Genomic DNA, 22935 nt, shown 5'->3' on the forward strand with positions numbered 1-22935 from the left:
TATCATCTAAGTAGAAGCTAGAGCTAGATTTAGGGAGGGATTTGTGTGACCGAAGTTGAAATTTCCCAAAGATACCTTGAATTGCGCGTTCAGTTTGAAAAGTTTACGAAACGATCTCTTACTGACAAAGAGCTTGTTTTTATCCACTGGCTGACAGAAAAAGGAGCCACTGTGGAAGAACACAACAGAGAAGAAAAAAAGAAGCGTTCTAGACGCAGAAAATAACTCACCCTTCCTCTTCAAACAGGAAGGGTTTCTTTCATTCTGTCGTATGTTGGCCTATGGAGCCTTTCATTTTATCTCCGATTTCATTTACCTTATACTGTCTATATCTTTTTTTATGAAGGGAGCTTACATTCTTGACCTATATATTTGCTCACAGAGGATCTAGCAAGGATTGTCCTGAAAATACGATGGCTGCATTCAAAAAAGCATTTAAAGATGGCGCTGATGGGATCGAGCTCGATGTACAGCTTTCTAAAGATGGTATACCCGTCATCATCCATGATGAGAAGATAGATCGAACGACTAATGGAAAAGGTTATGTTGTTGATAACACTTATGATGAATTATCACAATTAGATGCGGGCAGCTGGTTTTCAAAAAAATTCAATAAAGAATCCATTCCTTCTCTTCAACAATTTTTAGAATGGATAACACCACTCCCCATGTTGCTTAATATCGAATTAAAAAACAATATCGTAGAATACAACGGTCTCGAGGAAAAGGTACTTCAATTGTTGCATCACTATGGGATGATGGATCGAACTGTGATCTCGTCATTCAATCATTATAGTTTAGTCAAAATCAGAAGATTGAACAATTATGTACAGACGGCTCCTCTATACTCTTCTGGATTGTTTGAGCCGTGGGGGTATGTGAAAGCCGTTTGTTCACAAAGTGCGCATCCGAACTATAAATCTCTTCACCCTTACATCATGAAAGGCTTTAAAAGAAATAATATTCCTGTTCGTCCCTATACGGTTAACAGTCAGAAATGGATGAAGTATTTTTTTGAGTGGGGTGCAGAAGCGATCATAACTGACTATCCGATCTTGGCAAGAGAACTGTTGAACAGCCTTCCACCACATTCCAAGAGCAGATTTCTTCAAAAATAGTGATCAAACGTTTTACAATGAGAAAGAAAAGTTATGATGCTAAAAAAGCTTGTTCTCAAAGAAAAAGGAGATGTTTCATATTCAACCTTTATTGTTTCAACCATTGACCATCCGTGACGTAACGTTAAAGAATCGGATCGTCATGTCACCTATGTGCATGTACTCTTGTTATGAACAAGATGGGATTGTGACCCCTTGGCATGTGACTCATTACACGTCTAGAGCAACGGGTCAGACCGGGCTGATCATGACCGAAGCAGCAGCGGTAAGCCCTCAAGGAAGAATAAGTGCTGAAGACTTAGGAATCTGGGATGACAGCCATGTAGAAGGTCTGTCTCAACTTGTTTCGTCTATTCAGGAAAACGGCTCAAAAGCGGCGATTCAAATCGCCCATGCAGGACGCAAGGCTATGATAGACGGACCGATCATCGCCCCCTCTGCTATCGCGTTTTCTGAAAAAATGAAGACACCAGAAGAAATGTCACTTCAGCAGATCGAAGAGACAGTTAATCAATTTCGAAGCGCAGCAAAAAGAGCGAAAACTGCAGGATTTGATGTAATTGAGATTCATGGAGCGCATGGATATTTGATCAATGAGTTCCTCTCCCCTCTGTCTAACAGAAGAAATGATTCTTATGGAGGCAGCCAAGAAAATCGCTACCGATTCTTACAAGAGATCATTGCTGCTGTCAGATTAGAATGGCAAGGCCCACTGTTTGTTCGTATTTCAGCGAATGATTATCACCCAGAAGGAAATACACCAGAAGATTTTGTAACCTATTCGAAGTGGATGAAAGAAGACGGGGTCGATCTTATCGACTGTAGTTCAGGAGCTGTTGTACCAGCGAAGATTCCGACTTTCCCTGGTTATCAAGTTTCTTTTGCAGACAAGATTAAAAACGAAGCTGAAATCGCAACAGCAGCTGTTGGCTTGATCACAACAGGCAGACAGGCGGAAGAAATCTTACAAAACAAGCGAGCTGACCTTATTTTTATCGGCCGAGAGTTTTTGAAAGATCCGTATTGGCCGCGATCAGCTGCACAAGATCTTGGAACAGAGATCGAAAGTCCAAAACAATATGAACGTGGTTGGTAAGAACGATGATAGAAAGCTGGCTCTTTAAAGAGCCAGCTTTTTCTATTCATATGACACATTCCTTTTGAAAAAGTAGTTCAGCCCCTTATACAGTAAAACACAAATTAAGAGCCAGGTTCCTCCAGCCGCGAAACCACCTAGAACATCTGTAGGATAATGAACTCCTAAATACACTCTGCTAAAACCGACTGATCCAATAAAAAGAATCGTAACGCCATATATAAATTTACGATATCTGTACAAAAACGAATAGTTTTGTACGAGAAGATAAGAAAGCAGACCAAAAAAAGCGATGGAGATCATTGCATGTCCGCTAGGAAAGCTATAACCCGTGATCTCAATAACTCGGTCGTACATTGGTCTATCCCTCTCAAACCATTCTTTGAACCATTGATTTTCAAACCGAATTCCGATGAGACAAACGCCTAACACGAACGGTTCTATCCATTTTCTTTCACCGATCAACCAGATTACAGCAAAAAAGAAAAAGATGGCGAATTGATAAGGTCTAGAAGCGATGTTCGTCAAAAACGTAAAGCTATCATTTAAAGCAGGTTGATGGATAACAGACACATTTTTCATCGCCCAAACATCAAGAACTTCTACTCTTGATTGTTCGTAGATAGATGCAAACAGAATAAAAAGCCCAAGGCAAAGAGCAGTTAACATCACTGTTCTCATCACGCTATTTTTAAATCTCATGAAATGATCAGCTCCTGTTACTTTTTTCCCTTTTTTATGATGCCTTCTCCATGCTTTCTTTCGATCGATGATAATACATCGTGAAGCAGAGCATCTTTTTCGTTCTTTTCGACAGAGAACAGATCAAGCTGATAAGTCGCTTGTTCTTTCTCCACTACTTCTGTAGCAGTTATGCCCAATAAACGAACAGGTTCCTGATTCCAATGTCTGCGAAAGAGTTCGACCGCTGTTTTTTGGATATCTATTGCATGCTGTGTTCCGTTTGCGAGCATCTTGCTTCTCGTGATCGTTTTCCGATCGCTGTAGCGAATGGTGATCGCAAGCGTTAGCGCTACATACCCTTTTGTTTTAAGCCGAGACGATACTTTTTCCGCGAGCTTTTTAAAAACAGGCTCTGTTTCCTTAACAGAGATAAGGTCTTCACTCAATGTCGTAGAACTGCCGATCGACCGATAATCACTTGCCGCACTAGGATCAACTGGACGCGTATCGATACCGTTTGCTCGTTCTTTCATCTTTATACCATTGATGCCAAAACGATGCTTTAGTTCATAATCTACGGCATCTGCGAGATCTTTTATTGTCATGATGCCGTATTTATTTAACTTTTCTTCGGTCTTCTTACCGATTCCGTGCATTTCTCCTACTTTCAGCGGCCATAACTTTTCACTGAGATCTCTCTTTCTAAGTACAGTGATTCCGAGCGGTTTCTTCATATCTGAAGCTGTTTTAGCTAAAAATTTATTCGGACCGATGCCGATAGATGATGGCAAGTTCAGCTCATTCAACAGTCTGGATTGAATCTCCTTTGCCAATTCAAGTGGTTCTTGGCAGTCTGTTACATCCATGTAGCCTTCATCGATGGAAACAGGCTCTACCTTTTCTGTATATTCCTGCAGAAGCTGAAACATGCGTGATGAATACATTTTGTATGTTTCAAAGTTTGGTGGAACAACCACAAGATTTGGACAAAGTTTTCTAGCTTGCCAAAGAGGCATCGTTGTTCTTACGCCTTTTTCCCTCGCTTCATAACTACAAGTTACGATGATTCCTTTTCGTTCTTCTACATTACCGGCTACCGCAACGGGCTTTCCTCGAAGATCAGGGTTTTCAGCCATTTCGACTGAAGCATAGAAGCTGTTCATGTCCACATGAAATATGATTCTTCTTTTAGACCCAGGAGACTGATACACATGAACACTCCCTTTATCAAAACTTATCTATTAGTATATGTTAGAACAGCGTTTAAAAACAAAAGGAACGACGGTCTATGCAAAAGAAAAAGACAAGGTATCTACCTTGTCTTGTGAAGCCGTTTTCCAGTATCCTCTACCCATTCAACAAATTCTTCACCATGAAAATGTTTGTTTAAATCTTTATGTAATTGAACCAGATCTCGATAGAAGTCCTTTTTACTTTCATCTTCCATCCATTTTTGAAGAAAGCCATAGATTTGGCAGTTAAAGCTCGTGGACTCTTTATGTTTTACCAATCCTTCATCTGTTAAATAAACATAAGATATTCGGCGGTCATCATTCTTTTTCTCTAGTCTCACATAGCCTTTATCTTTTAGTCGTTTGATCACTTGCATCACTGTAGATACATCCCACAATCCGTAATAAGCGATCTTAGAGATCGTAATGTCTTGTTCTAGTGAAACGATCCATAAAATATGTTGTTCCGCTTGAGTTAACCCAATGGCTTTTGCAGCTTTCTGCCAATCTTCTTCTAAAACTTTATACACGCCACGCATATAATTTACCATCATATGCATGTCAGATAGTTGACTCATCCCATTTCCTCCCCCGAAATAAGATTCTTTTAAATTACCAATATTTTCATTTACATGATAAAAATATCTTACATAAATCATAAAGTGACTGTCAACTTTTTGCGACATTTTGTTCTAAAGAGCAACAAAAACAGGCAACAAGGCCTATTAAACAATAAAAACTTGGCGAAAATCCGCCAAGTTTCGTCATTTTTCTTATTCGCCTGCTGTTATTCCGATGACTGCAAGTACCATTTCTGCCGTCTTCGTCAATTCCTCAATCGGCATTCTTTCATTCGTTGTGTGGATCTCTTCATACCCTACAGCTAGATTTACGGTTGGAATACCGTGACCCGCGATAATGTTCGCATCACTTCCACCACCACTGTGAAGAAGTCTATGAGGGCGTCCGATCTTCTCAGCTGCTTTTTTAGCAACTTCTACAACATGATCACCTTCACCAAATTTGAATCCAGGATACATTACTTCGATTTCAACTTCTGCACGTCCGCCTAATTCTGCAGCAGCTGATTCATACGCTTCTTTCATTTTTGCTGTTTGAACTTCCATTTTCTCGTTGATTAATGAACGAGCTTCAGCTAGTACGAAAACAGTGTCACAAACGATATTCGTTTGCTCTCCTGTACCTCCACCATGAAAATGGCCGATGTTTGCTGTCGTTTCTTCATCAATTCTGCCAAGTGGCATGCGAGCGATCGCTTTAGCTGCAATCGTGATAGCTGAAACGCCTTTTTCAGGAGCAACACCTGCATGTGCCGATTTTCCATAGATCTTCGCTCGAACTTTAGCCTGTGTAGGAGCAGCTACAATAATATCTCCAACTGGACCATCACTGTCTAGGGCAAAACCGTATTTAGCTGTGATTTTTGACGCATCCATTGCCTTTGCACCAACCAAGCCAGATTCCTCTCCTACCGTAATGATAAATTGAATATCACCGTGAGAGATATTCTCTTCTTTTAGCACTTTAATCGCTTCAAACATCGCAGCAAGACCTGCTTTGTCATCCGCTCCAAGAATCGTAGTTCCATCTGTTACTACATATCCATCTTTTATTGAAGGTTTGATCCCGTTACCAGGAGTAACTGTATCCATATGAGAAGTGAAATAGATCGTGTCAACGCCTTCTTTATTTCCTTTTAACGTACAGATTAAATTTCCTGCTGCGTGCTCTGTCGTTGATTCAGCATCATCTTCATAGACTTCAACACCAAGCTCTTCAAATTTCTTTTTAAGAACGATTGATATCTCTTTCTCGTGTCTAGTCTCAGAGTCAATTTGAACAAGCTCTAAAAATTCGTTTAACAAACGGTCTGCATTTACCATTTATGTATCCCTCGCTTTTTATAGTGGTATGTTTCCATGCTTTTTGTAAGGTCTGTCTTCACTCTTGTTGCGCAGCATGTCAAGCGCCTGAATACACTTGATTCTCGTATCTCTCGGATCAATAACATCATCTACCATCCCGTTTGCTGCAGCGATATAAGGGTTAGCGAACTTCGTACGATACTCTTCGATCTTCGCGGCCCTCGTCGCTTCAGGATCTTCGCTTCGTTCGATCTCTTTTGCGAAGATGATATTCGCAGCTCCTTGTGGCCCCATAACAGCGATCTCAGCATTCGGCCATGCAAATACTAGATCTGCTCCGATAGATTTACTGTTTAAAGCTACATATGCACCGCCATATGCTTTTCGAAGAATGATTGTTATCTTTGGAACAGTTGCTTCTGAGTACGCATAAAGAATCTTTGCTCCATGACGGATAATGCCGCCATGCTCTTGTTTTACCCCTGGAAAGAATCCTGTTACATCCTCAAACGTGATGATTGGAATATTGAAAGAGTCACATAAACGGATAAAACGCGATGCTTTATCTGAAGAATCAATGTCTAGTCCTCCAGCCATGACTTTTGGCTGATTACATACTAATCCTATCACTTCACCCTTAATCCTGGCAAAACCTACAACTATATTTCTTGCAAATTGAGCATGAACTTCCATGAATGAGTCCTTATCCACCACTTCTTGGATAACCGTTCTTACATCATAGGGCCTGGTTGAATCAAATGGGATGATCTCTGTTAGTTCAGGGCGATCGTCCTCTTCATCCCCCCAAGGTAAGACTGGCGTTCTCTCTTTATTATTCTGCGGAAGGTAAGAGATTAAACGTCTAACATCTTCTAACACTTCTGATTCAGATGGTGCTGTAAAATGTGCGTTCCCACTCTTCGACCCATGAACTTCAGCGCCGCCTAAATCTTCAGAGGAAATCTTTTCACCGGTAACAGTCTCGATCACTTTTGGTCCTGTGATAAACATCTGACTGGTCTTTTCCACCATAAACACAAAATCAGTGATCGCTGGGGAATACACCGCTCCTCCTGCACAAGGTCCCATAATAACGGATATTTGTGGAATCACGCCTGAATAGATGCTGTTTCGATAAAAGATATGGCCATAGCCATCAAGCGACATGACACCTTCTTGTATACGCGCACCTCCTGAATCGTTCAACCCGATAAAAGGAGTTCCGTTCTTTGCCGCAAGATCCATAACTGCAGCAATCTTTTTCGCGTGCATCTCTCCAAGAGCGCCGCCAAATACCGTAAAATCTTGAGCGAACAGATAAATAGGACGGCCATGAATCTTTCCGTATCCCGTCACTACACCTTCTCCTGGTGCCTTCATCCCGGATAGACCAAAGTCATGTGAGCGGTGCTCCATGAAAGGATTCAATTCAACAAACGTACCTTCATCTAGTAAAAGATCGATGCGTTCCCGTGCCGTTAACTTTCCGCGTTCATGCTGCTTATCGATACGGTCATCACCGCCGCCTAATTCAATCTCTGTTTTCTTTTCATAAAGCTCATTAATCTTGTCATAGATGTCCATTATTTTGCTTCCTCCTTACTTTTCGTCTTCTCACAAAGCTCAAACAAAACCTTATGTGTAGAAGAAGGATGCATGAAGGCAACTGACGCCCCACCTGCGCCAGGAACAGCAGCGTCATGAATCATCTTAATCCCGTTTGATTTCATCTCATCAATGCGGTCTTGTATGTTTGTAACGCCAAGAGCAACGTGATGTACACCTTGCCCCCGCTTTTCAATAAACTGAGCGATAGGGCTGTCTAAAGTTAAGGCTTCAAGCAGTTCTAACCTCGTCTCTCCGATCTTTATAAAAGCTACTTTCACTTTTTGTGAAGGAACTTCCTCGATCGCTTCAAGTGTTAATCCTAGAACATTCACATAAAACGGGAGCGCTTCATCTAAAGATTTTACAGCGATTCCAATATGATCAATCCGTTCTGGCGCTACTCCTGAAAACACCTCTTCTGTAATCCCATCACGTTCATATACCGCTTGTTCGATAAATTTGGCTGTTTCGATCGTCGGAGTTCCTGGCGTGAAAACTTTTTGTATGCCTTTGGACTCTAAGAAGGGAATGTCTTCCCATGGAATTACCCCACCACCGACAACGATAATATCATCTGCTCCTTTTTCATGAAGAAGTCTCATCACTTCTGGAAAAAGTTCGTTATGTGCGCCTGACAAACAAGATAAACCGATCGCATCCACGTCTTCTTGGACAGCGGCAGCAGCTATTTGTTCTGGTGTTTGTCTTAACCCCGTATAAATGACTTCCATTCCATAATCTCTTAGTGCTTGAGAAACAACAAGAGCTCCTCGGTCATGTCCGTCGAGTCCTGGTTTTGCAATTAAAACACGAATTGTTTTCTTCATCGTTTCTCCACTCCTCTCTATTTTTAGACGCCTGTGTACTCTCCAAATTCTTCTCGAAGCACACCGCATATTTCTCCGATCGTACAATATGATTTCACGCACTCAACGATGATCGGCATTAAGTTATCATCACTTTTAGCTGCAGCACGTAACGAATCCAACTGAGCGCTCACTCGGTTTTGATCTCTCTTTGCTTTCAGTGTTTGCAGCTTTTCTTTCTGTTTCTCTCCTAAAGTTGGATCAACTCTTAATAGTTCTGGCTGAGGTTCATTTTCAATACTAAATTTATTCATGCCGACGATGATTTCTTGGCCATTCTCGATCTTTTTTTGTGTTTCATAGGACGTATGGTGGATCTCTCGCTGCATGTATCCTTGTTCAACCGCTGCAACCGCGCCACCCATCTGATTGATCTTTTCAATATATTCGTTTGCTTTTCGTTCCAGCTCATCTGTTAAATGTTCGACGTAATAAGAACCCGCAAGTGGATCAACCGTATCTGCCACACCTGTCTCATGAGCTAAGATCTGCTGAGTACGAAGGGCGATTCGAGCCGAGTCTTCTGTAGGAAGAGCAAGTGCTTCATCTCTTGAGTTCGTATGAAGGCTCTGCGTTCCTCCTAGGACGGCTGATAGTGCTTGCGTTGTAACACGTACGATATTGTTATCCGGTTGCTGCGCAGTTAGGGTCGAGCCACCTGTTTGGGTATGAAAACGAAGCTGCCATGACTTCGGATTCTTAGCGCCATAATGTTCTCTCATTAGCTTAGCCCACATTCTACGAGCTGCTCTGAACTTCGCAACTTCCTCAAAGAACTGGTTATGAGCGTTGAAGAAAAAAGCTAACCGCGGAGCAAAATCATCAATCTTCAACCCGGATTCTATCGCAGCATCCACATATGCGAGCCCATTTGCAATCGTAAAAGCAAGTTCTTGTGCGGCATTCGCCCCAGCTTCTCGAATGTGATAACCAGAGATGCTGATCGTATTCCACTTTGGCACAAATTCCTGACAATAGCCGAAGATATCTGTAATCAATCGCATTGAAGGCTTTGGAGGGAAAATATATGTACCACGAGCGATGTATTCTTTTAAAATATCATTCTGTATCGTTCCTGAGAGCTTTTCTGGACCTACTCCCTGCTTCTCAGCAACAGCGATATACATAGCGAGCAGGACAGAGGCCGGTGCGTTGATCGTCATCGAAGTACTTACCTTATCGAGCGGAATGTCTTTTAAAAGTGCTTCCATGTCTTCGATGGAGTCTATCGCTACCCCCACTTTTCCTACTTCCCCTCGGGACATTGAGTGATCAGAGTCATACCCGATCTGTGTAGGAAGGTCGAATGCTACAGAAAGCCCGGTTTGCCCTTGATCAAGTAGATAGCGAAAACGTTTATTCGTTTCTTCAGCAGAACCAAACCCTGCGTATTGTCTCATCGTCCAGAACCTTGCACGATACATCGTAGATTGAGAACCACGCGTGTATGGATACTCTCCTGGAAGCCCTAGTGATTCCATCGGATAATGCTCTTCCTCTGTACCATACAGCCTTTCAACCTCTATATCAGATGAAGTATGAAACCTCTCTTTTCGTTCGGGAAATCTATTCATTGATTGTTCGGTCTTTTCTTGCCACTCTTTTATACGCTGTTGTTTGTCCATTAGAAGCCTCCTGTTTAACAAAGAAAAATAGTCTCAACATAACATCTTTCGTTTTGTAAGCGCTTTTTCCTGCTTGATAGCGCAAATTTTCGACTAAATTTGCAAATTGGTATTTTAGGATTTCTTGTTTCTGCCCTCCAAACAAGATACAATTAAGATGGAAATGTTTATAGGAGGGTAAAGGCTTTGAATCAAAAATTAATAAAAACGATTGTCTATGTAATGATTATTTGTCTCGTTCTAAGCAGTCTTTTAACAGGAGTCGCTTTTTTCTTATAAAAACGTTAACCCCCAGTTCTCTTGAACTGGGGGTTTTACATTATTATTGTTTTATAATCTCATCAAAGCTTTTTTGTGAGTGGATCACTTTTATCTTTGTGCCTATCTTTAGTTTGCTGTAAAGCTTCTGAACATCTTTTTCATACATACGAATACATCCTGCCGTAACATATCTTCCGATGGCCGATGGATTATTATTTCCATGAATTCCAAAGGTACGACCGTCCGTTCCGTTTGCGTCAAAACCGATCCAACGTGTGCCGAGCGGATTCGTTTTGTCACCACCTGGAATATCTTTTTTTCGATAATAAGGATCCACAGCTTTTACGGTGATTGTAAACTCGCCTTCTGGTGTTAGTTCTTTCGACTTTCCTGTTGCTACTTTGTAGATTTCTTTAATGGTCCCATCTTCAACGTATGCAAGTCTGTTGGATGTTTTGTTAATGATTAAATAAGGGTCTCCTAAGGCATGTGCGTCTCCGATCGGCCATATTGGTGAAAATAACAAGATAAAAGCTAACTTGAGTTTTCCCATCTTTATCACCCTGTCATTTTTTACTTAGTATTTGTAAATGCAGGGGAAGTCATGAGCTGCTTTTTTGTTTTTTTCTTAGCTGCATTTTAAAGTAGTTGATTTCCGTTCCAGGCGCTCGCTTTCCGCGGGGCAGGCGGTGAGCACCTTGCCGCTTTGCGCCCTTAAGGGTCTCACCTGACCGCTTGTCCCGCAGGAGTCTCGCACCTTACACTCCAACCAACCTATTCAATGAAGACAAGTAATAAAATGAAACAACCTTTTTTAAAAGTCATGCCAATCTGTAAAAAATATGAAAAATAAAAAATAATTTCTACTTCTTAAATTTACTTTTGATGATCAAGTAATCCTCGATGTCTTGAAGTAACTGATAGAGCTTTGAGCGTGTTTCGAATTCGTCTCTGTCTTTTGGCAGATGCATCTCTCGAAATTCTTGTCTCATGTTTTCTAGATCATCTAAAAATAAAACGGCTGTATTTCCTGGGTGAACTGCGGCGCTTAGGCGTTCGAAGAAGCTGCCTAGTTTTTCACACTGAACATATGTTTTATCGATGGAAGAAAGGATCGGTAGCATTCGCTGAATGATCTCAAACTGTTTTTCTCTCATCTTAAAGTAGTGATAATACTGGTTTTCGTACCGTAGAAAATGATTTTCAATGTCACGAAAGGCAATGCTTTTTGCGTTAGAGATAAGATCTGCACATTCTGTAATCTCTTTTCCGTCCCACTCATGTTTATCATGTGCTAAATATAGATGAAATTCATGAAAAATGACTTTGTATCTTTTTTCGAGTTCCTTCTGCATGTTTAACAGTATTTTTTCCACCGAAGGCATGTAGAGATTCATGATTAGTCCCATTCCTATACCAATTACGATGATACTAAATTCGTTGAGCACGATTTCCCATGTGATTTTTTGAAGCGTATATAGATGAAGGATGATAACTGACGATGTGATGATACCTTCCTTCAGGTTTAGGGATACGAGTGTTGGAATGAATAAGATCAAAAGAATGGTTAGCGCGTAAGGATGATAGCCGATCAGTGAGAAGATCGCACTCGCAAAACCTATTCCGAGTATACAAGCGGCAAACCTTTCCCATGAAGAGATGATCGAGCGCTTCTTCGTTATCTTTATACAAAGAATAGTGAGTATACCAGCAGACGTATAAAAGTCTAACCCTAGCCACTCTGCTAAGGCGATAGCAAGGCCTGCTCCGATTGCAGTCTTTACTGTTCGATAGCCAATTGTAAATTTCATAAAATGAATGCCTTCTTTCTCATCTCGTTCTGCATCTTGTACCATTATTCCATACTTCAATGAAATTCAAAAAACGAAAAAGGACTTCAGCTAAGAAGTCCTTTTTTAAGCATTATAGCACTTTTTCTAAGAAAGCTTTAGCTCGATCTGTTTTCGGATTTTCAAAGAAAATAGCTGGCACTTGATCTTCTACTAATTTCCCATCATCCATGAACAGAACACGATCGGCAACTTCTTTTGCAAAGCCCATCTCATGTGTCACGATAACCATCGTCATGCCAAGCTTGACGAGGTTCTTCATTACTTGAAGCACTTCTTTTACCATCTCTGGATCTAGAGCTGAAGTTGGTTCATCAAAAAGCATAACTTCAGGTTTCATAGCAAGTGCTCTCGCTATGGCCACACGCTGTTTTTGTCCGCCTGAAAGGTTAGAAGGATAACTGTTCGCTTTATCACTCAACCCAACGGTTTTAAGGAGATCTGATGCCTCCCTCTCAGCTTCACTTTTCGAAATCTTTAATACTTGCTGCGGTGCGAATGTAACATTCTCTAAAACGGTTAGATGAGGAAAAAGATTGAAATGCTGAAACACCATCCCTATCTTTTTACGAAGATGAAGCTCCATCTCGTTAATGTCTCTATCCTCTATCTTAATTGTACCTTCATCATGTGTTTCTAAAAGATTCAAACAACGAAGAAACGTAGACTTACCTGATCCTGAAGGCCCGATCACAGCTATAACTTCTCCCTTTTTTATTGAAGTCGTTATTCCTTTTAATACTTCGTTCTTTCCGAAACTCTTTTTCAAACCTTGAACATCAATCACTCTTAGCAAGCCTCCTCTCCATAACTCGACCAGCCAATGTTAACATCATTACTAATAGATAATAGACAAGACCCGCTAATAACAAGGGTTCAAAAAAGCGATAGTTGCTTGCCCCTACGATTTGAGCTCGTCTCATAATATCAAGCGCTCCGATAACCGATACGATCGCTGATTCTTTTGTTAACGTAATAAATTCGTTCATCAAGGCAGGCAATATGTTCTTAAATGCTTGAGGCAATATGATTCTTAACATCATCGTGCGGTATGGAACACCTAAAGCCATGGCAGCTTCTTTCTGTCCTTTGTCGACTGCATTGATACCTGCACGAATAATTTCTGATATATATGCGGCAGAATTAAGAGCAAATGTTAATACCCCTGCTGAAAATGCGCCAATATCGACTCCTGTCAGCTGAGGTACAGCATAATAGATCAATAGCATCTGAAGAATTAATGGCGTTCCTCTAAAGACCGAAGTATATGCATCTGCAAACCATCTTAAGACTGTGATCTTACCTATTTTGAAAAGGGAAAGTACAGTTCCCCATAAAAATCCAAGTACTAACGATACCGCCACGAACTGCAACGTAACCCATATCCCGTATAAAATATACGGAATAGAAGGCACGAGCTGGGCAAAATCCAAGTTCATGCCTACCACTCTCTTTCTCTATTTTTTAACACCGAACCACTTTTCAACAAGCTTGTCCAATGTACCGTCTTCTTTCATCTTCTTTAATTCTTCATTAAACTCTTTTGTTAGCTCACTATCTTTAGGAAAAGCGATAGCCGATCCTGCAGCGTCTGTATTTGGCAATGCGAATGAGGAAAGGTCTTTATTTTTCTTCAAAAATTCGTAAGCTACTGCATCTTCAATAATTGCAGCATCTACACGGTTTGATTTCATCTCTTGTACCAATTCTGTAACCTTGTTTCGCTGAACAACCTCGAATGTATGATCCTTTAATAATTTATCTGCTTCTTTTTCTTGAATGGAAGCCAATTGAACGCCAATCGTTTTGTCTTCAAGATCTTCTACGCTTTTAATCGCTTTATCCTTTGTAACGATCAATTGTTGAGCTGCATAATATTCATCTGAAAAATCTACCGTCTTTTTACGTTCTTCATTAGGTGTCATACCGGCGATTACAAAGTCAGCTTTGCCGCTGTCTAATGCAGGAATCAACCCGTTAAAGTCCATGTCCTTTATCTCAACTTTATAACCAAGTTTTTTAGCGATATGATTCGCTACATCAATATCAAAGCCTACGATCTCTCCACCTTTTGCTGTTTCCACGTATTCATATGGAGGATAATCAGCAGATGTTGCCATCACTAACGTCTTCTCTGACGCATCGCTTCCCGTACTTGTAGAACTCTTTTCTTCAACCGCACCACATCCCGCCAACAACGCGAGTACTATGATAAAATAAACGCTAAAAAGATTTCGTTTCATTTGTAGTTCCCCCTGTATAAAACATTTATATTTATTCGTTAAAATGAATATTAACACATAAATATACAAAATTAAGTATTTTAATAATTCTGAATGCATTTATATGCATTCTGATAAGGTGGTTGGTTATTTTGCAATTTGGCGAAAAGATGAAGGATGTTAGTTATCGTAGACGAGAAGCTGTGTATGCTGTCGTCGCGGATGATAATAAAAATATTGCCGTTATGGTTCAGAATGGCTAAGGATTCTTACCGGGAGGCGGTATAGAAAATGGAGAAAATCAAATAGTCTGTTTGAAAAGAGAATGTATAGAGGAAACAGGCTATACATTTAAGATGGAGCACTTTTTGGGAAATGCAAAGCAATATTTTAGAACGAGACAAGGGGAACATCTATTGAATGATGGGTATTTTTATTCAGGTTCCTTTGGAGAGTATGCAAATGTGCCATTAGATCAAGATCATGAGTTAGTGTGGATGAATATTGATCAAGCTGAGGAGCTATTATTTCATTCGTCTCATGTGTGGGCTGTGAAAAAGAGGCTGTGGTTGGATTAAGAGAGTTCTTGTGGGTCTGAGAACACAGTGATCAATCATAAATACTAGGAATCGATTATAAATCTCTGGAATCGCTCACAAATCCCTAGAATCGCTCACAAATCCTTAGAATCGCTCACAAATCCCTAGAATCGCTCACAAATCCTTAGAATCGCTCACAAATCCTTAGAATCGCTAATAAATCCATGTTCTATCATTTTATGAACAATAAAAAAAAGCTGGCTCAATTTCGAGCCAGCTTCTCTCATTCATACACACTTAAATCCCTACTTACAATATGTTTCAAATGCACTTCTCAGCTTGTTTACGACTTCCATCGGTTCGTGACCTTCAATCTCATGACGTTCTACCATCATTTGGATCTCTCCATCTTTTAATAGTGCAAAAGAGGGAGATGATGGCGGATAGCCTGTAAAATAAGAACGCGCTGTCTCTGTTGCTTCTTTATCTTGTCCAGCAAAAACCGTAACAAGATGGTCTGGGCGAACGTCTTGTTTTACCGAATATGAAGCCGAAGGGCGTGCGATTCCTCCAGCACAGCCACAAACGGAATTAATCATAACAAGTGTTGTACCTTCTTTTTTAAAAGCTTCTTCAACATCTTCTGGTTTAAATAGCTGCGTATAGCCAGCCTCTACCATTTCTTTACGAGCCGTCTCTACTACATCATTAAAAAGATTAAATTGAAAATTCATTCGTATTCAGCTCCTTTCTTTCTTATTGTACTCAATTTCTGACATATAAAAAAGAAAAATGCCGTAACATGTACGGCACTTTTCTTAGGGGGTTATGGGGTTTGGAGGTGTTGATAGTTATCTCTACCCGCAATAAAACCCGCATAAACCTAAAAAATACATTTTTTAATAAATGGATGTGTTTTCTTTTGTCATACCCTCTAAACGTGCTTTTACCGAAGCTAAGAAGCGTCCGCAAACGAGACCGTCGAGGACCCGATGATCAAGAGAAAGACAAAGATTAACCATATCACGCACAGCGATCATTCCATTGTTCATAACAACTGGACGCTTAACGATCGATTCTACTGAAAGGATAGCAGCTTGCGGATAGTTGATGATCGGCGTTGACATCACAGACCCGAAAGAACCTGTGTTATTTACGGTGAACGTTCCGCCTTTCATATCGTCACCAGCTAATTTATTCGTTCTTACTTTATCAGCTAGTTCTTTAACATCGCGTGCGATTCCTTTGATAGACTTTTCATCAGCATGTTTGATGACAGGTACATACAATGCATCATCTGTTGCAACTGCAATGGAGATGTTGATGTCCTTTTTCTGAATGATCTTATCTCCTGCCCACATGGAGTTGATCTGTGGGAATTCTTTTAGTGATTCTACAACAGCCTTGATAAAGAAAGGCAAGAACGTAAGATTGTATCCTTCTTTTGTTTTAAAATCACCTTTTACAGAATTACGATATTCTACTAAGTTGGTTACATCCACTTCTACCATCGTCCAAGCGTGAGGTGCTTCGTGCTTTGAGCGGACCATGTTTTGAGCGATCGCTTTACGGATACCAGATACCGGAATCTCAATATCACCAGGCATTGTGTCAATAGAGACAGGCTTTAATGCTGGCGCTGATTGTTGCTGTTGAGCCGTATTTTGTGTGCTGACAGAAGCAGGTGCTTCAGAAATATCTTCTGCAGCTGGCTTGTTACCTTTTGTAGGAATCTCACCGGAATCAATGATTCTCTGAAGATCTTTTCGAGTGATCCTTCCGCTTTGTCCTGATCCCTCTACTTGGTCTAAATCAATGCCATGTTCAGATGCCATACGTACCACTGCAGGTGAGAAACGTCCTCTCGCTGCTCGATCAACGTTTGCCGCAGGCTTACTAGCACTCGTACTCGAAGAAGCTGTAGGTGTTGAAACCGTTTCTGCAGTCTTCTCTTCTTTAGAAGATGAAGTTGCAGGTGCACTTTCCTCGCCTTTTCCTTCTGTTTCGATATAACAGATCAACTCGCCAACAGAAAGAGTGTCTCCTTCGCCAGCAACTAGCTCTTTTATCGTTCCAGAAAAAGATGATGGAACTTCTGCGTTTACTTTATCTGTCATAACTTCTGCTAGTGGATCGTATTTTTTTACCGTATCACCCGGCTGAACAAGCCATTTACTGATCGTACCTTCTGTTACACTTTCCCCTAATTGGGGCATTGTAATTTTTTCTGTAGCCATTAAAGTCCCCTCCTATTGTTAAAATGCCGCAAGATCTCTCATGGCTTTTTCTACTTTGTCAGGATTCACCATAAAGTGCTTTTCCATCGTTGGTGCATATGGCATCGCTGGTACATCTGGTCCAGCTAAACGTTGAACAGGTGCATCTAGTTCGAACAAGCAATTTTCAGCAATGATCGCAGAAACTTCACTCATGATGCTTCCTTCTTTATTGTCTTCTGTTACTAGAAGTACTTTACCTGTTTTGGAAGCTGCCTCGATGATCGCTTCTTTATCCAATGGATAAACGGTACGAAGATCGAGAATATGAGCTGAAATTCCGTCTTTTTCTAACTTCTCAGCCGCTTGAAGAGCAAAGTGTACACAAAGTCCGTATGTAATAACGGTAATATCTTCACCTTCACGCTTCACATCAGCTTTTCCAATAGGCAATGTATATTCTTCAGTTGGTACTTCACCTTTAATCAGTCTGTAAGCACGTTTATGTTCAAAGAAAAGAACAGGGTCTTCATCACGGATAGCAGACTTCAAAAGACCTTTTACATCATAAGGCGTAGAAGGCATAACAATCTTTAAGCCTGGTACGTTAGCGAATAGTGCTTCAACCGATTGTGAGTGATAAAGTGCACCATGGACACCACCGCCATATGGAGCACGAATCGTGATCGGACACGTCCAATCATTGTTTGAACGATAACGGATCTTAGCCGCTTCAGAAACAATCTGGTTAACAGCAGGCATGATAAAGTCAGCGAACTGCATCTCTGCGATCGGGCGCATGCCATACATCGCAGCACCGATCCCTACTCCTGCAATAGCCGATTCTGCGAGAGGAGCATCGATCACTCTCTCTTCACCAAACTCTTCAATCAACCCAGTCGTTGCACGGAAAACTCCTCCGCGTACACCAACATCTTCACCTACTACAAATACTCGCTTATCGCGTTGCATCTCTTCGCGAATGGCTTGTGTTACAGCATCAATATATGAAATTACCGGCATCTCGTTTTCCCCCTTTACTCTGCGTATACATGAAGAAGTGCGCTTTCAGGATCAGCATATTTTGCGTTCTCTGCATAATCTGTAGCTTCATCCACTTCTTTTTGAATCTCATCAGTGATCTGTTTTTCTAATTCTTCTGTTAAGATACCATTCTCTTTTAAGTAAGCAGCAAATGTATGAATCGGATCTTTTGCTTTCGCTTCTTCAACCTCTTCACGCGTTCTGTACGCACGATCATCATCATCTGATGAGTGAGGCGTTAAGCGATACGCTACTGTCTCAACTAAAGTAGGGCCTTCACCGCGTCGACCGCGATCAGCAGCTTCTTTAACAGCTTCATAAACAGCTAATGGGTCATTCCCATCCACTGTTACTCCTGGCATTCCGTAACCGATCGCACGGTCAGAAACGTTCACACACGCGAGCTGTTTTGAGATTGGAACCGAAATCGCGTATTTGTTGTTTTCACACATAAAGATAACAGGAAGTTTATGAACAGAAGCAAAGTTTGCTCCTTCATGGAAATCTCCCTGGTTTGAAGATCCTTCACCAAACGTTGTGAACGTTACTAGGTCTTTGCCTTCCATTCTTCCACCAAGTGCGATTCCAACAGCATGAGGAACTTGAGTTGTTACAGGCGAAGAACCTGTTACGATACGAAGCTTTTTAGAACCAAAATGCCCTGGCATCTGTCGACCGCCGCTGTTAGGGTCTTCTGCTTTTGCAAAACCAGAAAGCATAAGATCTTTCGCTGTCATACCAAACTGTAAAACAACACCCATGTCACGGTAGTACGGCAACACAAAATCTTTCTCATTATCTAAAGCCATCGCTGCACCAACTTGGGCTGCTTCTTGACCCTGACACGAAATAACGAAAGGAATTTTTCCAGCGCGGTTTAATAGCCACATACGCTCATCAATTTTTCTTGCTAATAACATCGTTCTATACATATGGATTACATCTTCATTGGTTAAGCCTAATTGTTCATGACGTAATTCTGCCATTTGTTTTACCTCCTTAGAAATGGATCGCTTTTCCTTCAACAGCTAACGCTGCTTCACCAAATACTTCTGATAGAGATGGATGTGGATGGATGGTATGAGCCATCTCCCACGGTGTAGCGTCTAAAACTTTCGCTAAGCCGGCTTCAGAGATCATATCCGTTACGTGAGGTCCGATCATATGAACGCCTAAAAGGTCATCGTTGTCTTTATTTGCAACGATCTTAACAAACCCATCACTTTCACCATATACAAGAGCTTTTCCAATCGCTTTAAAAGGAAACTTGCCCACTTTTACGTTGAAGCCTTGATCTTTAGCTTGTTTCTCAGTAAGACCGACACTTGCCATCTCTGGACTTGAATAGATACATTTTGAAATATTATCATAGTTGATCGGCTCAGGTTGCAGGTTAGACAAGTGTTCTACTGCTGTGATCCCCTCGTGTGATGCAACATGCGCGAGTTGAAGTCCTCCGATTACATCTCCAATCGCATAAATGTGGCTCTCTGCGGTTTGGAAGTATTCATTCGTCTGAATGTATCCGTTTTCAACTTTTATGATGGTATTTTCTAAACCGATACCTTCTGTGTTCGCCATGCGTCCAACAGAAACGAGCATCTTCTCGGCACTAAATTGTATTGTCTCGCCTTTATGTTCAGCTGAAATCATTACGCTTTCGCCTTTTTCTAATGTATCAGGAAGGACTTTTGCACTTGTTACGAGCTTGATCCCTTTTTTCTTGAGAACTCGCGCAGCCTCTTTCGAAATCTCTTCGTCTTCTGTCGGTACGATTCTGTCAGCATATTCTAGTACTGTTACTTCCACTCCAAGATCATTGAGCATAGACGCCCATTCAATCCCGATTACTCCACCGCCGACGATGATGATTGATGATGGCAAGTTCTCCATCTCAAGTGCTTCATCACTAGACATAACAAGATCACCGTCGATCTCTAATCCTGGTAATGAACGTGGTCTAGACCCTGTTGCAACAATTACGTTCTGCGGAATTAGAATCTCATTTTCTGTACCATCATTAAACTCAACTGATATTGTACCTGGCATCGGAGAGAAGATGGATGGCCCTAGGATACGTCCGATTCCTTCATAGACTTCGATCTTTCCTTTTTTCATCAAACTTTGTACACCCATGTGTAGTTGATTTACGATGGATTGCTTACGTTCTTGCATCTTGGAAAAGTTCAAACCGATTCCTTCAATATCAACACCAAAGTCTGCAGCTTTTTTGGCTGTTTTGTATACTTCAGCACTTCTTAATAAAGCTTTACTCGGTATACATCCTCTATGTAAGCAAGTACCTCCAAGCTTTCCTTTTTCAACAACTGCAACGGTTTTTCCTAATTGAGCAGCTCGGATGGCAGCTACATAGCCGCCAGTCCCTCCGCCCAATATGACCAAATCAAAGTCTTTTGACATCGCTCATATCTCCTTTTGCTGTTAGTTAATCCAGTGACACTTTAGCAATCGTTTTTCCTCCAGGATAAACCTTTGCTGTTTCTTCTTCTCTTAATACACGAAGGCCACCTTCTGCTAACGCTTGAAGCTCATTCTCTCCCGGCTGAATGATACAATCAGAAATCCATTCAACTCGGTCTGTTATCTTCTTAACAAATTCTTTTCCGAAAGCTAGACCGCCTGTTAAGATGATCGCATCAACTTGTCCATAAAGAACGGTACTTGCTGATCCGATCTCTTTTGCGACTTGATAAGCCATCGCGTCATAGATAAGCTCGGCTTTTTTGTCACCGTTCTCGATTCTTTCTTCAACGGTCCTGGCATCGTTTGTTCCAAGATAGGCAACAAGACCACCTTGTCCAACAAGCTTCTTCATCACTTCTTCTGCGTAATATTCACCAGAGAAGCAGAGTGATACCAAATCGCCTATCGGAACAGTGCCTGCACGTTCAGGAGAGAACGGTCCCTCTCCATGCAGTCCGTTGTTTACATCGATCACTCTGCCATCCTTGTGAACACCTACCGTGATTCCTCCGCCCATGTGAACGACAATAAGACGAAGAGCTTCATAAGATTTATTTAACTGTTTTGCTACACGACGCGCAACAGCCTTTTGATTTAGCGCGTGAAAAATACTCTTTCTTTCCATTTCAGGAACACCGGAAATTCTTGCGATCTCATCCATCTCATCCACGACAACTGGATCTACGATAAAAGATGGGATATTCAGACCTTCTGCTATTTCAAATGCTAAGATTCCACCTAAATTCGACGCATGTTCACCAGCGTAACCATTTTTCAGATCCTTGAGCATCGGTTCATTAACGCTGTACGTGCCACCTTCGATCGGTCTTAACAAACCGCCTCTGCCGACTACACAACTCAGTTTTGAAATATTGATGCCTTCGTAGTCTAAAGCTTCTAAGATCGTTTCTTTTCTAAAAGTGTACTGATCAATAACAGAATCAAACGAATGGATAGTTTCTGTATCATGACGGATCGTTTTTTCAAATACTGGCCGTTCGTTATCGAAAATTCCAATCTTAGTAGAGGTTGACCCCGGATTGATCACTAGTATGCGAAATTCTTTTTGATGCACGTTTCAAACCTCCATTGATACGAACTCTTAACGAGATCGGTTAGACAAGATGTGTCTTTCATTTAATAAGAACTGACTTCTAGACATTCTCATGCGTTCGATACGCTCTTCTGCAAGTCGATCTGCTGCGAGATATGTTGGAATGTTATCACGTTTAGAGATCTCGATAACACTCGCGATGTTGTCATAGATCGTTTCTACTTTTTTCATAGCACGGTCGCGGTTATAGCCGTTAAGCTCATCTGCTACGTTAATAACTCCACCAGCGTTGATTACATAATCTGGCGCATAAACGATTCCCATCTCATGGATAGCATCACCGTGACGCGTTTCTTTAAGTTGGTTGTTTGCAGCTCCTGCAATAACTTTTGCTTTAATCTGTGGAATCGTATCATCGTTAATAATTGCTCCTAGTGCACATGGAGCAAAGATATCGCAATCTACGCTGTAGATCTCATCGATCTCAACAGCTTTTGCGCCAAAATCTTCAACTGCACGTTGCACAGCTTCTTTATTGATATCTGTAACGATCAATGATGCGCCTTCTTCGTGAAGGTGTTTACATAGTGTATAAGCAACATGTCCAACACCTTGAACAGCGATAACTTTTCCTTCTAGAGAATCTGTACCAAACGCTTCCATTGCTGCCGCTTTCATACCACGGTATACACCGTAAGCTGTTACTGGTGATGGATTACCGCTTGAACCGAAAGCAGGTGATACACCCGTAACGTATTGTGTTTCTTGGTAGATTAGGTCCATGTCTTCAACCGTTGTACCTACATCTTCTGCTGTAATATATCGTCCATTAAGTCCTTGAATATAACGACCGAACGCACGGAACATTTCTTCATTTTTGTCTTTCTTTGGATCACCGATGATTACTGTTTTTCCACCGCCAAGATTCAATCCTGCAGCTGCGTTCTTATAAGTCATGCCTTTAGCAAGTCTAAGTGCATCTTCAATCGCTGCATCTTCTGTCTCGTATGTCCACATTCTTGTTCCGCCTAGTGCAGGACCTAGTGTCGTATCGTGAATACAGATAATTGCTTTTAGTCCAGATTGTTTATCTTGGCAGATCACCATTTGCTCATAATCGTAAGTTTCCATATATTTAAAAATTTCCATT

Annotated in this window: 23 protein-coding genes and 1 pseudogene; 5 read left to right on the forward strand and 19 right to left on the reverse strand. The window is 41.1% G+C overall.

From position 1 onward, the window contains the following. Window positions 1-45: 45 nt before the first annotated feature. The 3 genes from IHV09_RS13055 to namA all read left to right on the forward strand — a co-directional run bounded on the left by IHV09_RS13055 (window position 46) and on the right by namA (window position 2214). A complete protein-coding gene (locus IHV09_RS13055) occupies window positions 46-225 on the forward strand; it encodes a hypothetical protein (RefSeq protein ID WP_144699210.1) in 180 nt (59 codons plus the stop codon). Window positions 226-359: 134 nt separating this feature from the next. Continuing rightward, window positions 360-1118, forward strand: a complete 759-nt coding sequence (locus IHV09_RS13060; RefSeq protein WP_197191513.1) for a glycerophosphodiester phosphodiesterase — start codon at window positions 360-362, stop codon at window positions 1116-1118. 70 nt (window positions 1119-1188) lie between these two features. Further along, window positions 1189-2214, forward strand: a complete 1026-nt coding sequence (gene namA / locus IHV09_RS13065; protein WP_231618297.1) for an NADPH dehydrogenase NamA — start codon at window positions 1189-1191, stop codon at window positions 2212-2214. Window positions 2215-2256: 42 nt separating this feature from the next. Here the strand turns inward: namA and IHV09_RS13070 are convergent, their stop codons facing one another. The 7 genes from IHV09_RS13070 to IHV09_RS13100 all read right to left on the reverse strand — a co-directional run bounded on the left by IHV09_RS13070 (window position 2257) and on the right by IHV09_RS13100 (window position 10115). Then, complete coding sequence (locus IHV09_RS13070) at window positions 2257-2916, reverse strand: phosphatase PAP2 family protein (protein ID WP_197130900.1); 660 nt, start codon at window positions 2914-2916, stop codon at window positions 2257-2259. 17 nt (window positions 2917-2933) lie between these two features. Next, a complete protein-coding gene (locus IHV09_RS13075; RefSeq protein ID WP_370568823.1) occupies window positions 2934-4109 on the reverse strand; it encodes a DNA polymerase IV in 1176 nt (391 codons plus the stop codon). 101 nt (window positions 4110-4210) lie between these two features. Further along, window positions 4211-4708, reverse strand: a complete 498-nt coding sequence (locus tag IHV09_RS13080) for a MarR family transcriptional regulator (RefSeq protein ID WP_197130903.1) — start codon at window positions 4706-4708, stop codon at window positions 4211-4213. Between the two features lie 195 nt (window positions 4709-4903). Continuing rightward, entirely contained in the window at window positions 4904-6034 is a 1131-nt protein-coding gene (locus IHV09_RS13085) for a M20/M25/M40 family metallo-hydrolase (protein ID WP_197130906.1), read from the reverse strand. 18 nt (window positions 6035-6052) lie between these two features. After that, on the reverse strand, window positions 6053-7600 hold the full coding sequence (locus tag IHV09_RS13090; RefSeq protein WP_144699201.1) for an acyl-CoA carboxylase subunit beta: 1548 nt from the start codon (window positions 7598-7600) through the stop codon (window positions 6053-6055). Next, on the reverse strand, window positions 7600-8451 hold the full coding sequence (gene mce / locus IHV09_RS13095) for a methylmalonyl-CoA epimerase (RefSeq protein WP_197191512.1): 852 nt from the start codon (window positions 8449-8451) through the stop codon (window positions 7600-7602). The genes IHV09_RS13090 and mce overlap by 1 nt, the downstream gene beginning before the upstream one ends. 23 nt (window positions 8452-8474) lie before the next feature. Then, on the reverse strand, window positions 8475-10115 hold the full coding sequence (locus IHV09_RS13100; protein ID WP_197191511.1) for an acyl-CoA mutase large subunit family protein: 1641 nt from the start codon (window positions 10113-10115) through the stop codon (window positions 8475-8477). Between the two features lie 186 nt (window positions 10116-10301). Between IHV09_RS13100 and prli42 the strand changes: the two genes are divergently transcribed. After that, window positions 10302-10394 carry a stressosome-associated protein Prli42 gene (prli42, locus tag IHV09_RS22825; protein ID WP_197130929.1) on the forward strand — a complete coding sequence of 31 codons (93 nt, stop codon included), beginning with the start codon at window positions 10302-10304 and terminating at the stop codon, window positions 10392-10394. Window positions 10395-10437: 43 nt separating this feature from the next. Here the strand turns inward: prli42 and IHV09_RS13110 are convergent, their stop codons facing one another. From IHV09_RS13110 to IHV09_RS13130, 5 genes are all read right to left on the reverse strand, one after another. Next, window positions 10438-10929, reverse strand: a complete 492-nt coding sequence (locus IHV09_RS13110; RefSeq protein ID WP_197191510.1) for a L,D-transpeptidase — start codon at window positions 10927-10929, stop codon at window positions 10438-10440. 310 nt (window positions 10930-11239) lie between these two features. Beyond that, the gene (locus tag IHV09_RS13115) at window positions 11240-12232 is read right to left on the reverse strand and encodes an aromatic acid exporter family protein (RefSeq protein WP_231618298.1); all 993 of its coding nucleotides are present in this window, start codon (window positions 12230-12232) and stop codon (window positions 11240-11242) included. 67 nt (window positions 12233-12299) lie between these two features. Continuing rightward, on the reverse strand, window positions 12300-13013 hold the full coding sequence (locus IHV09_RS13120) for an amino acid ABC transporter ATP-binding protein (RefSeq protein WP_197264679.1): 714 nt from the start codon (window positions 13011-13013) through the stop codon (window positions 12300-12302). Continuing rightward, a complete protein-coding gene (locus IHV09_RS13125) occupies window positions 13006-13665 on the reverse strand; it encodes an amino acid ABC transporter permease (protein ID WP_197264680.1) in 660 nt (219 codons plus the stop codon). The genes IHV09_RS13120 and IHV09_RS13125 overlap by 8 nt, the downstream gene beginning before the upstream one ends. Before the next feature lie 18 nt (window positions 13666-13683). Then, window positions 13684-14469, reverse strand: a complete 786-nt coding sequence (locus tag IHV09_RS13130) for a transporter substrate-binding domain-containing protein (protein ID WP_197264681.1) — start codon at window positions 14467-14469, stop codon at window positions 13684-13686. Between the two features lie 260 nt (window positions 14470-14729). Between IHV09_RS13130 and IHV09_RS13135 the strand changes: the two are divergent. After that, window positions 14730-15026 (forward strand): annotated as a pseudogene (locus tag IHV09_RS13135) (NUDIX domain-containing protein); the annotation flags it as partial. Between the two features lie 266 nt (window positions 15027-15292). Here IHV09_RS13135 and IHV09_RS13140 read toward each other — a convergent pair. The 7 genes from IHV09_RS13140 to bcd all read right to left on the reverse strand — a co-directional run bounded on the left by IHV09_RS13140 (window position 15293) and on the right by bcd (window position 22934). Continuing rightward, window positions 15293-15721, reverse strand: a complete 429-nt coding sequence (locus IHV09_RS13140) for a BrxA/BrxB family bacilliredoxin (RefSeq protein ID WP_144699187.1) — start codon at window positions 15719-15721, stop codon at window positions 15293-15295. Window positions 15722-15886: 165 nt separating this feature from the next. Beyond that, window positions 15887-17224: a dihydrolipoamide acetyltransferase family protein gene (locus IHV09_RS13145; protein WP_197191508.1), complete on the reverse strand. Its 1338-nt coding sequence runs from the start codon at window positions 17222-17224 to the stop codon at window positions 15887-15889. Between the two features lie 18 nt (window positions 17225-17242). Continuing rightward, window positions 17243-18226, reverse strand: a complete 984-nt coding sequence (locus IHV09_RS13150; protein WP_197130948.1) for an alpha-ketoacid dehydrogenase subunit beta — start codon at window positions 18224-18226, stop codon at window positions 17243-17245. 14 nt (window positions 18227-18240) lie between these two features. Further along, entirely contained in the window at window positions 18241-19233 is a 993-nt protein-coding gene (locus IHV09_RS13155) for a thiamine pyrophosphate-dependent dehydrogenase E1 component subunit alpha (RefSeq protein ID WP_197191507.1), read from the reverse strand. Window positions 19234-19246: 13 nt separating this feature from the next. Continuing rightward, window positions 19247-20668 (reverse strand): dihydrolipoyl dehydrogenase, encoded by a 1422-nt coding sequence (lpdA, locus tag IHV09_RS13160; RefSeq protein WP_197264682.1) that lies wholly within the window; start codon window positions 20666-20668, stop codon window positions 19247-19249. A gap of 25 nt (window positions 20669-20693) precedes the next feature. Next, window positions 20694-21806, reverse strand: a complete 1113-nt coding sequence (gene buk, locus IHV09_RS13165; protein WP_197130954.1) for a butyrate kinase — start codon at window positions 21804-21806, stop codon at window positions 20694-20696. A gap of 27 nt (window positions 21807-21833) precedes the next feature. Then, on the reverse strand, window positions 21834-22934 hold the full coding sequence (gene bcd / locus IHV09_RS13170; protein ID WP_197130956.1) for a branched-chain amino acid dehydrogenase: 1101 nt from the start codon (window positions 22932-22934) through the stop codon (window positions 21834-21836). Window position 22935: the final 1 nt, after the last annotated feature.

The sequence above is a fragment of the Fictibacillus sp. 23RED33 genome (genome assembly GCF_015903925.1).
GTDB classification, from domain to species: domain Bacteria; phylum Bacillota; class Bacilli; order Bacillales; family Fictibacillaceae; genus Fictibacillus; species Fictibacillus phosphorivorans.